Source organism: Desulfococcus multivorans, from assembly GCF_001854245.1.
Taxonomy (GTDB): Bacteria; Desulfobacterota; Desulfobacteria; order Desulfobacterales; family Desulfococcaceae; genus Desulfococcus; species Desulfococcus multivorans.
In genome coordinates this window covers 2,800,543-2,813,840 of the sequence record NZ_CP015381.1, presented here as the reverse complement: position 1 = coordinate 2,813,840, position 13,298 = coordinate 2,800,543, and the positions used below count along the sequence as shown (strand labels likewise).

Genomic DNA, 13,298 nt, shown 5'->3' with positions numbered 1-13,298 from the left:
ACGAGAGTCGTCACTCTTATACCGGCATACAATAGCGTCATGCCGATAAACACACCCCCGAGCCCGGCTATCATTACTCCCACAGCTTGTAACACCGTTTTTCTCCCTATAGTAGTGATTGCTGCATCGGCCGCTTCATGAAACATCCTTTTGGTTTTCCGGATTTCATCAATCCGCGGCCGAGTCAGGATAAAAGTTTGAATGCCCTGATTCAAATCCGCAATTTCTCCCGGTTAAAACCCATTGGGCCAGATTTGCCAACCCTGGGTCCGGATCCGGTCGCGGGCTTGAAGGTGAAACCCTCCACAGGTTTCAATTCATCGCCTGAAACCGCGTTATCCATTTACCGGTTGGCCTTTCTGACCCCCAGCTGATCCAGGGCGATGATCATCTTGCAGATATTGGCCGAGCCCTCCACCATGTAATAGGTGGGTGCGTCGCGGTAGAAGCGGGCGACGGGGTACTCGGTGGAGTAGCCGTAGGCCCCGAGGATGCGCATGGCGTAATTGGCGCACTTGCTCACGGCTTCGCCGGCGGCATACTTGGCCATGGCCACGTCGAGGCCGTTGTTGAGCCGGCCCTCGTCCTTTGCCGCGGCAGCCTTGTAGGCCAGAAGACGGGCCGCCTCCACCTCGACGGCCATCTGGGCGATCATGTCCTGGTTCATCTGGAAATCGCCGATGGGCTTGCCGAACTGGCGGCGCTCGTTGCAGTACTTGATGGCGGCGTCCAGGCAGGCCTGGGCGAGCCCAACGCCGCCGGCGGCGGCTGAAAGCCGGGTGTGGTTGAGGGATCCGAAGACGATCCTGGCGCCGTCGCCGGGCTTGCCGAGGATGTTCTCCTTGGGCACCTTGACGTTGTCGAGGAAGAGCTCGCCGGTGGGGGAGGCGTGGGATCCCAGCTTCTCCAGGTTGGAGGTCTTGATGCCGGGGAAGTTCCGGGGTTCGATGACGAAGGCCGAAAGCCCCCGGGAGCCCGCCGCCTTGTCGGTGTAGGCATAGTAGATCAGCACGTCGGCCTGGGCCGCGTTGGAGATCCAGGTCTTGGAGCCGTTGAGGAGCCAGTGGTCCCCCTTGTCCTCGGCCGTGGAGGACATGGCCATGACGTCGGAGCCGGCGTCGGGCTCGGTGATGCCGAAGCCGCCCAGGAATTCGGCGCTGGAGAGCTTGGGGACGTATTTCTTCTTGAGGGCCTCGCTCCCGTAAGTCAGGATGGTATAGGCGCACCCCAGCACCTCCATGTTGAGCTGGACCCGGAGCGCGGAGGAGCCCCTTGCGATCTCCTCGGTGACGATCATGGCCGCGAGCCATCCCTGGTCCATGCCTTCGCCGCCGTACTCCTCGGGAATCACCGTCCCGAAGAAGCCCAGCTCGCCCATGGGTCGGACGGCCTCCTCGTATGGGAAGTGATTCTCGTTGTCCCACTGGTCGGCGAAGGGGACGATCTTCTTGTTGACGAAGTTGCGGACCTCTTTCTGCAGCATCTGTAGTTCTTTGGATAAGTTGAAATCCATATTTCCTCCTGATACAGTTTGTAACGGCCTGTCTTCCCGTTTTTCCGACACCGGAACAGCCTTGTCGGCGTCCGATTCTGTCATGAACCGGCGTCGGGGTGTCGGGATCGACAGGCCGATAGATTTTAATCCCTATTTGGACGCGAATTCCTTCAACATGAACCGCTTGATCTTTCCCGTAGCGGTTTTCGGTAACTCCTCCATGAAATCGATCCATCGGGGATACTTGTAATGGGCCAATTTGCTCTTCACGTATTCCTTGAGTTCCTTCTCCAGTTCGGGCGACGGCTCAAAACCTTTGTTCAATACGACAAAGGCCCGGGGTTTGATCAACTGATCCTTGTCCGGCGAACCGGTTACGCCGCATTCCAGCACGGCCGCGTGTTCCATAAGGCATGCCTCCACCTCGATGGGAGAAACCCAGATGCCGCCGGCTTTGAGCATGTCGTTGGATCGGCCGACGTAAAAGAAGAACCCTTCTTCATCCTCGAAAAATTTGTCGTCGGTGTTGATCCATGCCCCGAGCATAGTGCTTTTGGTTTTCTCGTGTTTGTTCCAGTAGTAAGCGGCGATGCTGTCACCCTTGATGAGCAGGGTGCCGATCTCGCCCTTGGGCAGATCAGCCAGGTTTTCGTCCACGATTCTCGCTTCGTATCCCGGAACGATCTTGCCCGTGGATCCGGGACGCATGGCGTCTCTGCGATTCGAGATGAAGATATGCGCAACTTCCGTCGAGCCGATGCCGTCCATAATGGGCACCCCGAACCGCTCCTTCCACCGTTTGAAGATTTCCGGCGGCAGCGCTTCACCGGCCGAAACACAGATCTTGACGGGCCCCAGAGTCCCCTCGTTGGTCAGCATCGCACCGAACAAGGTGGGAACGCCGAAAAATATGGTTGCGCCATGGGTGTTGATCACATCATACATGGCATCGGGGGTCGGTCTCCCCGGATGATAGATCGCGGTGGCGCCTACGCTGAAGGGGAAATAGAGCCCGTTTCCCAGTCCATAAGCGAAAAAAAGCTTGGCTGCGGAAAAACAGCGATCATCCTCCTGAACCTGGAGGACCTGTTTACCATAGGTCTCCGCGGCAAAAACCATATCGTGCTGCAGATGAACGGTGCCCTTGGGCTGTCCTGTGGAACCGGAACTGTACAGCCAGAAGCAGGCGTCGTCGGGCGTGGTGGGTGCCGCGTCCAGAAGAGGGGACTGGTCGGCGATCCAGGAGGTAAAATCGATATCGTCGGTTTTTCCGGTGCCGTTGACGACGATCACATGTTCCAGGAACTTCAGGTTTCCGCGGATGTCGGTAAGGTTTTCCAGTAATTCCGAATTGATGACCAGCACCCGGGCCCGGCTGTCGTTGAGAAAATACTGGTAATCCTTGGGCCGCATCAGGGTATTGAGATTGATGGGCACCGCACCGATCTTGATGGCACCGAAAAATGCCTGGGGATAGATTTCGGTATCCAGCAGCAGCAAGGCCACCCGCTCCTCCATGCGGACCCCCAGAGCCCGCAGACCATTGCCGATTCGGTTGACCCCTTCCTGGATCTGTCCGTAGGTCAGCTGACGATCCTCGCAAACAACCGCGACTTTGTCCTTACGGCCTTCACGAATGTTGCGATCCACAAAATAATCTGCCGCATTGAAATGTTCCGGTAACTTGATTTCAAACCCCATGTCTGGACTCCTTTGTTGGTTTATGAGCTGAAAAATATGGATTACATTTTTTCAAGCAGAGAGAAGACGGGGATGGAAGACAGACAGCATTTTGCGATCGTCTCATCGTTTCTCCCTGATGGTCGTCTCGATATTTGTGCCCGAGAGATTCAGCTTGCTCGGGAGGACTGCCGGCATATCAGGGAATAACGCAATGTATGTGCCAAAACATTGAATCAAATTTATTATTTGATAATATTTATAAAAAATTGATTTCATATGGTTTTGAAGTTTTTCAAGACCATCGTTAAATTTATTTTTTCGTATACCCATGAAAAATTCTTTCCATCGACGGAAAAGAATTTTCACCGCTTCTCGCAGGGCGAGGCGAGGTCGTACTTTCGGATCTTGCTGCGGAGCGTCGGCAAGGAAATGCCCAACAGGCTTGCGGCCTGGTTTCGATTCCAGCCGGCCTGGATCAGTACCTGCTGAATATGCTTACGCTCCATTTGGGTCAGCGCGGTTTGACCTTGGTTCGGTTCGGAGCTCCCGGTGTTGAGGACCAGGGCCTTTTCGATATCCTCCAGAAGGATGACATTCCCCCGGGATTGAACCGCCGCTGACAAGATCAGATTTTCGAGTTCCCGAACGTTCCCGGGCCAGGGGTGTGCCATGAGTCTCGGGATGACGCCCTCTTGAAACTTAAGAATCTCGAGTTTCATTTCCCGATTGGCTTTCAGCAGAAAGTGTCGTGCCAATTCGGGAATATCTTCGACACGTTCCCGGAGCGGCGGCACATTGATCGTTACGACCTTGAGCCGATAAAAGAGATCCCTCCGAAACAGGCCATCTCTGACCATGTCGGCCAGATTGCGATTGGTGGCGGCGATGATTCGGCCATTGGATCGATGCCATTTGTGGCCGCCGACGCGCATGAATTCCCGACGCTCCAGAAAGCCGAGAAATTTTCCCTGCAACCCCAGCGGCAATTCGCCGATTTCGTCTATAAACAGCGTGCCGTTGCCGGCCAGTTCGAGTTTCCCGATTTTGGTCTGGACGGCACCGGTAAAGGCCCCCCTCTCATGGCCGAACAACTCGCTTTCCAGCAGGGTTTCGACGACGGCGGAACAGTCCACCGTGATCATCGGTTCGTTGCAGGTGGGGCTGTTGTGATGGATCACCCGGGCGATCAATTCCTTGCCTGTCCCGGTTTCCCCCAGAATCAGAGCGGTAGCGCGGTTCTGGCACAATACGCCGATGGTTTTGAAGACCTCGCACATTTTCTCGCTCTTACCGATGATGGCACCGCCCGATGTCGATTCGGGTTTCGGTTCGGCATGCGTGCATTCCCGTTCGGCAACCAGTACGCTGAAGGCTTTCTCCACTGCCGCCTCGATCTCATCGGCATCCAGCGGCTTGAAGATGTAGTCGTAAGCACCATATTTCATGGCGGTGATGGTGGTTTCCATGTCATGGTGCGCAGTGATCATGATGACCTTAGGGGCCCGGGGCAGGGCGTTCAGGGTTTTCAGGACCTCGAATCCGCTGTGGTCCGGGAGGTGTACGTCCAGAATGACCACATCGGGTGAAAATGTCGTGCATGCCTCGAGACCCTGGGCGGCAGAAAGTGCCGTGCTCACGTCGTGGTCCTTTTCCGTGAGAAACATCTCCAGGGATTCCAGGATGGGGCGCTCATCGTCAATAATGAGTATTTTTGCCATGATTTCCTCTTGCAGGCAGAATCAGATAAAAAGCGGTCCCCCGTGATATTCGGCGATCGATATCTACGCTCCCTCCGTGTGCGGCGGCGACCCGTTTGACGTTGGTAAGGCCCAGACCGGTGCCCTGGCTTCTGGTGGTATAAAACGGTTCGAAGATCGCTTCGGCGATGTCGGCGTGAACACCCTTCCCATAATCGCGAACCCCGATAACCACCTCCGGTACCGGCCTTTCAGGCCGAAAAAGCGTGCTCAGTTTGATGGTTCCGTCTTCGGGGGAAGCCTCGATGGCGTTGAGCAGCAGATTGATCACCGCCTGCTGGATTTTTTCCGGATCCAGCACCACTTCGGTGATCCGGTCATCCAGGTTTAGGTGCACGATGAGCCGTTTTTCCCTGCAGTTGATTTCCAACAATTCGATACACCGCGAGATCAGGCTGTTCAGATCGCAGGGCTGGCGTTTGAGAGACATGGGCTTTGCAAAGTCCAGGAGTTCGTTCAGGATGTTTTCAAGCCGGTTGACCTCGCCTACCGAAATGTCGATGCGCCGCTGGTCGTTACCTTGAAGCATGTTGTTTTTTTTCAGGATTTGCAGATTGAGCTTTATGGCTGACAATGGATTGCGAATTTCGTGAGACAGCGACGCCGTGATCCGTCCGATGGTGGCCATACGCTCGGCATCTCTCACCCGTTTTTCCATTTTAACCCGCTGGGTGATGTCCCGACAAAGACCGATCGTCGAGCACCGATTCTGGAAACGGGTGTTTTTGATGGTGATTTCCGTGGGGAAGCATTTTTCGTCCTGTGTCAGCCGCATATACTCGAGAATTAAACCCTCGTGGTGAGGTTCTTCGCCATAGGCCTGAATGCCATCGAACTTGCCGCGGTCTTCATTGACGATAAACCGGACAAAAGGCTGGTGCAGGACATCTTCCATAGCATAGCCGTGCATCCGGCAGAAGGCCTTGTTGGCATAGACCACCCGGCCGTCATGAATAGCCATGTAGCCGTCCTGGATCTCCTCTACCAGGGTTTTGTAGTTCATCTCGGATTCGCGCAGCTCCGAGGTGCGCACCTCGACCTCGGCTTTCAATTGGGCCGCCAGATCCACCAGTTGCTTTTCATGAAGTTCCTGGAATCGATCGCTGAATCGGAAAATCGTATAGGCCAGGCAGCGATTCAGCGGGACAAGAACAGGGTAGAGATTCTCCCGACCGGATTCGGCACACACCATGGGCAGCACAACATCGCGGTAGAGCTCGAAGGCTTGCTGGACGTCCTGAAGCGCAAAGCCGGCCTTCAGGCGAAGACGGGTGATAAAATCGATGAAGTGATCGATGCAACGATAATCAGCGTCGGTGATGACCTTGAAATTGGCCTCGAAGGCCCGTCCCACCGTTTCGAGCAACTCGTACCTGGGACGCCGGGCATACGGGGAGTCGCCGCTCGCCAAAAGCCGATCCACCCATTGATGAATGATGGATGTCCGGTTGCACTTTAGAAAATCCGACCAGTCGAATGCTTGGGATGATACGCTTTTGACGGTATCATCGCTACCGGTTTCGGATTGCACACTCTTGATATGCCGAACCGGTCCAGGGTCGGTTGTGAGGGCTCACCCCTTCCCCAAAGCGTCGATCAGTTGTCGGGAGTTCATCACCCGAAGCAGGGGGTCGAGGGGCGTGCGGCGATAGCAGTTCAGGATCTGTTCGTGAACCTCCCTGGAAGCAGCGGCGGTGCAGTCCTCCAGCAGGACTGCTTTATAGTCGAAACACAGGGCGTCCATGGCAGTGGTCAGGACACAGACATTGGTGGAGACGCCGGCCACGGCGCACAGCGTGACGCCCCGCTGTTTCAGCAACTTATCCAGTTCTGTCCCGAAGAAGGCCGAGAACCTGGGTTTGGGGAGCCAGAGGTCTTCGGGGCTGCGATCCAGTTCGTCAGCGACTTCGGCGCCGGGGGTACCGGCCAGGGCGTGGGGTTTCATCCGTCCTTTGAAGATGAAGTCGTCCTCGTGAAAGGCATCGGTAGAGAAGACGATGGGCCAACCCTGTTTTCGAAACGCGGCGGTCAAGACGTTGATGGGTTCCACGATCTCCCGGGCGAAAGGGGTGACGGGGAAGCGGTTGGCCGCGTCGAAGGTGTCCTTGACCAGATCGATGATCAGAAGCGCCGGTTTTTCGGTGGTACCCTGTATCATAGGTTATCCCTTCATCGAAGCATGGCGACCGGCTGACGCGTCAGCCGGCCGCCGTGCCTCAGGAGGCCCGACGGCAGGAGAGGCCGCCGGGGGGGTATCGACGTTCATTCAGGCCGGCAGATGCCGGAGAGTCTATTCGGCCTTCTGAAATACATAGTTCAACTGCCCGTTGGGGAGCACGTTGGAGACGGCTTTCATAGACATGCCGATCTCCATCTCCTCGAGGGGGATGTCTGCGGCGATTCTGCCGAACACCTTGAAATCGCCGTAGTCGAGCAAAGCGATGGCATAGGGGAGATCGCCGTCAAAGCCCCTGGGGGCATATTCGAGACGGCTGTAGGATACCAGACGGCCGGTGCCCGAGACCTCGAACCACTCCATATCGCTCGACAGGCAGTCGCAGCAGTCGGCCCGGGGCGGGAAAAAGCGCCGGTTGCATTTTTTGCAGAGGGTTCCAGTGACCTTGCCGGCTTCCAGATGATCGATGAAGTCGTTGACTTTGGTGGTGTCGGTAAAGCTTACCGTACCGAATTTCTTGAAACGTACATCCGCTTCTTTTTTTGGGGTTGTCATGTAATTAGCCCTCCTATCGTCCCAGGATGGTGACGTTGCCGTAAAGTCCGACACCGCCGATATTATGCACCAGCCCGATTTCCGGATCCTTGACCTGCATGGGTCCGGCCTCACCCCTGAGCTGGAGGACGATGGTTCGGACCTGGGAGCCGCCCGTGGCCCCGATGGGATGACCCTTGGACAGGAGCCCGCCATCCACGTTGACGGGGATGCTGCCCTCCTTGTAGGTCTCCTTGCCTTGAATCAGCTCCTTGCCCTCGCCGGGCTTGGCGAAGCCGAGATTCTCGTAGGCCATCATCTCGGCGATGGTGAAACAGTCATGCACCTCGGCCACGTCGATCTCTTTCGGGCCGACGCCGGCCATCTTATAGGCCTGATCCGCGGCCTGACGGGCCACGGCAAGTCCGGCCAGATCGTCCCGACCGGTCATGTTCACCGACGCCGAGGCGGCGCCCACGCCCAGGACCCAGACCGGCTTTTTCGAAAAGGTTTTGGCGCGCTCTTCGCTGACGACGATGAGGCAGGAGCTCCCGTCGGCATTGGCGCAGCAGTCTCCAACCCGGAGCGGGCTGGCCACCGGCCCGGCCATGGTCTGTTCCGGGTCGGCGAACATCTCCTCGGTGACCGGCTTGCGGTACACGGCCCGGTCGTTGATCTGGCCGTAGGTGGCGGCCTTGACACGGATGGCGGCCAGATCCTCGGGACGCGTCCCGAATTTTTTCATGTGGGCCTGGGCATGCAGGGCGTAATAGGCCGGCATCATGGTGCCGAAGGGGCTTTCCCACTGAATGTCGGCGCCGCGGCCCATCCGCTCCTGCGATTCGGCCGAGGAGATCTCCGACATCTTCTGAAATCCCAGCACCGCCACGGCATGATGGAGCCCGGCGGCCACCAGCGAATAGGCGAGCTTCAAGCCGGTGCTGCTCGACGAACACAGCGTCTCCACATAAAAAGTCGGCTGAGGATTGAGACCGAGGTACTCGGCGAAAATGCCTGCCGGGGATCTTTGTTTGTCATACTCCGGCGCCGAACAGACCACCGAGGCGTCAATGTCGCCTGCGGTCATGCCGGCGTCGGTCATGGCTTCCTTGAAAGCTTCGAATGTCAATTCCCGGATCGATCCGGGATACTTGCGTACAAAGCGGCTCTGTCCCACGCCGATGATCGCGACTCTGCCCATACTGTCCTCTCTTGATGTCAGCCTGCCGGATGGTCCGGCAGGCCGGTTGGATTGAAGTTGGATTAAATGTACTGGCCGCCGTCGACCTTGATGACCTCGCCGGTGATGTGCCGGGCACGATCCGAGGCGAGAAAGGCGATGACGTTGGCCAGGTCTTCGGGTTGGCCCACCCGCTTCAGGACGATTTCCCCCATGGCCATGTCGACGATCTTGTCGCGGGCCTCGGACTCCCTCAGCATGGCGGTTTCGATCAGACCCGGTGCCACGGCGTTGACGTTGACCCCGAATCCGCCGAGCTCCTTGGCCACGGCCTTGGTATAGCCGATGATGCCCGCCTTGGAGGCCGAATAATTGGTTTGTCCGAACTTGCCCCGGAGCCCGTTGATGGAGGTCACGTTGATGATCTTCCCGGATTTCTGGTCCTTGAACAGGGGGGCCGCGTGGCGGGTGAAGTTGAAGTAGCCCTTGAGGTTGACCTCGATGACCCGGTCCCATTGTTCTTCCGTCATTTTCCAGCAGACGCCGTCCCAGTTCATCCCGGCGTTGTTGACCAGGATGTCAAGGCCGCCGAAGGCTTCCACGGTGGCTTTGACCACCGCTTCGGCCTGGGAAAAAGAGGCGATGTCGCATTGAATGCAAAGGGCTTTTCGCCCCATTGCGACAATCCGGTCCCGGACTTCCTCGGCCGCCTCCTTGTGCTTTCGATAGGTCAAACAGACATTGGCGCCTTCTTCGGCCAACATCAGGGAAGCAGCGGTGCCGATGCCCTGTGATCCTCCGGTGACGATGGCGTTTTTACCTTCCAGTAACATAGTGCCTCCTCGTTATTTCTTGGGTTTGGCCAGAACGGCGGCCATGAACTCATCGTCGAAGGCGTCCCCGTTGACCTGGCGTCTTCGGAATTCAATGAAGTCGATGGTGTCGCGACCCGTCAGTTTCTTGGTGTTGAAGGCGTTGAATCCCAGAAAGGCCTCGCCGTTCATGTTGGCGGCCAGCCAGTGGCGGTTGATGACCTTGGCCTGATCCCAGTAGAATTTCTTTTTCAGCCGGATGCCCTCGATGGTTTTGATGACGCAGCCCGGGAAGAGATTGGTGAAGGTCCAGAGAATATTGTCGATCTCCTTGTCGAGCCGCTCGAAGTCGGCGGACATCGATTTGATCTTGTCTTTGGCGGCTTTGGCCTCGTCGCCGGCCTTGAACTCCCCGTAGACCAGCTGCCCGCCGTCCAGGTATTTGTCGGTGATCACCAGGGGGTTGCAGATCCATTCGCCGTTCTCCTTGAGGACCGGCACGCATTTGGTGATGAGCCCAAGCCGGCTCATTTTGTAGGCGCTCCAGAGCTCGCACGAGACGCTGTTCCACATGGCCTGCTCCATGGGCAGCATCCAGGGAAGGAAATCGGTGCTCCCGCCGTCCGGCGCCGATCCGTGCCGTGCGCCGGCCTGTCCGAAAATGGCCAGGTCGCTGGACACGGTCAAATCGGTGGCCATCCCGATCTCCTGGCCGCCGCCCACCCGCATGCCGTTCACCCGGCAGATCGTCGGCTTCTTGCATGTGAGGATGGCGTCCACCATGGCGTTGAAGAGATCCATGTAAATACCGTATTCATTGGGGCGGCGGGCGTAATACTCCGCATACTCCTTGGTGTTCCCGCCGGTGCAGAAGGCCCTGTCCCCGACGGCGGTGAAGACGCAGGCCACGACGGAGGTGTCTGCCGAGGCCCGGTGAAAACCGGCGATCACGGCCTTGACCATTTCGGTGGTGTAGGAGTTGTACTGGTTGGGGTTGTTGAGGGTGACCCAGGCCGAGTAAAGTCCTTCAACGGCATTGCCCTGGGGATCGATGATCGGTTTCTTTTCGAAAATCACCCCGGGCGCTTCCTTCGAAAAAATATCTTCCCCCCACAGGTGGTGATCCTTTACACCGAATTCTCTCGGCAGCCATTTGATATCGCTCATGTCGTTAACCTCCTTGCAAGCCATCTTTTTGTGTATAGTCAGTTTCAGATACCGTCATCCTGTCAGTCGCCGTATCATACGACTGATTGTAGAATCTTTTTTCATCACCTGAAAGGCGATCCCGATCAGGTGATTTGCTCGAGCATTTGGGTTCGCAGCGAATCGCGGCGATTTGCAGGGCAGCAACCCGGGAAAGGCCGCTGATAATGCATAAGACAGTCAGGGCGGCGGGATCAGGGTTGGCGGCATCGAACCATCAGTGCAGGCACAGGCCCTTTTCCTTTTATCGGTTTTTCCACTCCGGTTTTCGCTTTTCTTCAAAGCTTTTGATGCCTTCCAGCGTATCTTCGGTCTTCATGAGGGTGTTGAGAAACAAATCGCTGACCCCGGCGATCCCCCGAGCCATATCCATGCCCAGATGTGCCTTGACGGCCTTTTTGTTCAGCCGCAGGATCAGCGGGCTGTTGTACCGGATCTCTCCGATCAGGGTGTTCAGGTCGGCCTCGAAATTCTCAGGCGCGGCAAGCTGGGAAACCAGCCCCATGGCGAAAGCCTGGGCTGCGGTGTAGCGCCTTCCCGTTGTGCAGATCTCGATAGCCTTGGCGGGTCCCACCAGTTGCGGGAGACGAAACGCCGCATAGGGAGGGAAAAAGCCCAATTTGATTTCCGGTTGGCCAAACACGGCTTTTTCCGACGCGACAATCAGGTCGCAGGCGATGGCCACTTCCATGCCGCCGCCGAGACAAGCGCCGTGAACCGCAGCGATGGTGGGAACTTCGATCCGGTCCAGGTTTTCAAAAATGCCGTTGAAGGTCTGGATCATGTCGTCCACCAACTCGGGTTTGTGATCGCCCACCTCGACGCCGGCACACCAGCTGGGACCTTCGCCGGAAAGCACAAGGCATTTGAGAGCGGCATCATCCGCGAGTTGCTTCAGCACAGTGTTGAGTTCCCTCATCATGGCGATATCGAGTACATTGTGCTTGGGTCTGGCCAGCTTGACGGTCGCCACGCCTTCGGTTTTTTCCAACTTCAGATAGTTCAAGGTCATTGATCGTTTTCCTCGGCTTCATTGTAGTTATAAAAAAGCTGTTATGTAACTGCACTGTTACAAGACTTGGTTTGTCCTTGTCAAGAAAAAAATTCTAGCGGCTCAAATTGTTTCTAATGACTGGAGCGCATTCAGCGTTTTTCCATCTGCCGCTCAACAGATGAAAATATCCGTGGGCACCTCACTGAGCATTTCGGCCCCTGTTTCGGTGACGACAAACATGCTTTCAATGCCTGCTGAAAATTGTTTTTCGAACACCATTTTGGGCTCGAGAGCGATGGTCATGCCTGGTGTCAGGACATCTTTTCTACCTTTAGCCACAAAGGGCGGTTCGACCAGTTCGACGCCCACGCCGTGTCCGATGAACTTTACCTTGTAGCCGGGCGGACCGAGATATTGATCCGCATATCCCAACTGATGGGCTCTGGAGACTGAAACCTCAAAGAGTTCGTCGACGCTGACACCAGGTTTTACCGCTTCAAGGACCGAATTGTGGATATCGACGACCGCACGGCACGCATCCTCGGCCGGTTTGGGCATGTCGCCGATGGCGAACATCCGGGTTTCGTCTGAATGGTAGCCGTTGATCACGATCCCCAGGTCGATCATGATGGGTTCTCCGGCCGCCAGAAGTTTGCCGGATGCACCGCACGGAAAGGCCGGAGAGGTACCCATGCCGCTTGCCGGGGCGTCCAGCAGGCCGACCATGCCGCCGCTTTCGCCCGACAATACGTGCCAGTTGTAAATTTCGCTCCGGTAGTCCCTGACCCGAAGCCCGGCGGCATGGCCGTGCTTTCTGGCGTAAGCCTCATAGATTCCGGAAAATTCGATTTCCGAAATTCCCGGTTGGATCACTGTCCTAATATAATTGAAGACGGCGGCGGATAGCCGGGTGGTTTTTTTCATCTGGGCGATTTCCCACCGGGATTTGACCATGCGTGTGTTCAGGATGAGGAGGGAGGCGTCCGCGCATTTTTCGGGGCCGAGAATTTTGCGGTAAAACCGGAACTCGTTTACCGGCATGACATCGAGTTCAAATCCGATCTGTTTGGCCGTGCCGCCATAAATATCGCTGATCAGGCCGGGGAGATTCCTGACGGAGTTGATTTCTATTTTGCGCGCTATGGCCGATTCCACTTCCGCCCTTGGCATGTATTTCCTGACGAACAACGTCGGGGCCGCTTCCGCCGGAATATACAAAACGGCATTCTGGGCAGTCCCCGAAAAATAGTACAGATCCTGATGCTGAACAATGAACACGGCATCCATGCCGGTTTTTTGCATAGCGGTTTGCAGGTTGGCGATCCGCTGATCGATTTCGCTCCTGGGAACTTTAAACGGGTTGATGGATTCAACGGAATTCATCTTGTCACTCCTTTTGCTTGATCCGTCCACACGATGCCGCCAGTTGAACCGGAGTATCATTATGGTTTTAATTGTGTT

11 protein-coding genes are annotated in these 13,298 nt (G+C 56.5%); all 11 read right to left on the bottom strand.

The annotated features are described in order from the left end of the window. Nucleotides 1-343: 343 nt before the first annotated feature. A complete protein-coding gene (gene acd / locus dmul_RS12290; protein ID WP_070962329.1) occupies nucleotides 344-1,513 on the bottom strand; it encodes a glutaryl-CoA dehydrogenase Acd in 1,170 nt (389 codons plus the stop codon). A gap of 132 nt (nucleotides 1,514-1,645) precedes the next feature. Beyond that, nucleotides 1,646-3,196, bottom strand: coding sequence for a benzoate-CoA ligase family protein (locus dmul_RS12285; RefSeq protein ID WP_020875281.1), 1,551 nt, complete (start codon nucleotides 3,194-3,196; stop codon nucleotides 1,646-1,648). Nucleotides 3,197-3,540: 344 nt separating this feature from the next. Further along, on the bottom strand, nucleotides 3,541-4,896 hold the full coding sequence (locus tag dmul_RS12275) for a sigma-54-dependent transcriptional regulator (RefSeq protein ID WP_020875283.1): 1,356 nt from the start codon (nucleotides 4,894-4,896) through the stop codon (nucleotides 3,541-3,543). Continuing rightward, complete coding sequence (locus dmul_RS12270) at nucleotides 4,874-6,466, bottom strand: ATP-binding protein (RefSeq protein WP_040413771.1); 1,593 nt, start codon at nucleotides 6,464-6,466, stop codon at nucleotides 4,874-4,876. Before dmul_RS12270 ends, dmul_RS12275 begins: the two co-directional genes overlap by 23 nt. 42 nt (nucleotides 6,467-6,508) lie before the next feature. Further along, complete coding sequence (locus dmul_RS12265; protein ID WP_020875285.1) at nucleotides 6,509-7,093, bottom strand: cysteine hydrolase family protein; 585 nt, start codon at nucleotides 7,091-7,093, stop codon at nucleotides 6,509-6,511. A 132-nt stretch (nucleotides 7,094-7,225) separates the two neighbouring features. Next, nucleotides 7,226-7,666: a Zn-ribbon domain-containing OB-fold protein gene (locus dmul_RS12260; protein ID WP_020875286.1), complete on the bottom strand. Its 441-nt coding sequence runs from the start codon at nucleotides 7,664-7,666 to the stop codon at nucleotides 7,226-7,228. A gap of 13 nt (nucleotides 7,667-7,679) precedes the next feature. Then, nucleotides 7,680-8,846, bottom strand: coding sequence for a thiolase family protein (locus dmul_RS12255; protein ID WP_020875287.1), 1,167 nt, complete (start codon nucleotides 8,844-8,846; stop codon nucleotides 7,680-7,682). Nucleotides 8,847-8,908: 62 nt separating this feature from the next. Then, the gene (locus tag dmul_RS12250) at nucleotides 8,909-9,658 is read right to left on the bottom strand and encodes an SDR family oxidoreductase (protein ID WP_020875288.1); all 750 of its coding nucleotides are present in this window, start codon (nucleotides 9,656-9,658) and stop codon (nucleotides 8,909-8,911) included. Between the two features lie 12 nt (nucleotides 9,659-9,670). Then, nucleotides 9,671-10,804, bottom strand: coding sequence for a 6-oxocyclohex-1-ene-1-carbonyl-CoA hydratase (oah, locus tag dmul_RS12245; RefSeq protein ID WP_020875289.1), 1,134 nt, complete (start codon nucleotides 10,802-10,804; stop codon nucleotides 9,671-9,673). A 283-nt stretch (nucleotides 10,805-11,087) separates the two neighbouring features. After that, nucleotides 11,088-11,855, bottom strand: coding sequence for an enoyl-CoA hydratase/isomerase family protein (locus tag dmul_RS12240; protein WP_020875290.1), 768 nt, complete (start codon nucleotides 11,853-11,855; stop codon nucleotides 11,088-11,090). A 153-nt stretch (nucleotides 11,856-12,008) separates the two neighbouring features. Then, nucleotides 12,009-13,220 carry a M24 family metallopeptidase gene (locus dmul_RS12235; RefSeq protein ID WP_020875291.1) on the bottom strand — a complete coding sequence of 404 codons (1,212 nt, stop codon included), beginning with the start codon at nucleotides 13,218-13,220 and terminating at the stop codon, nucleotides 12,009-12,011. Nucleotides 13,221-13,298 lie beyond the last annotated feature (78 nt).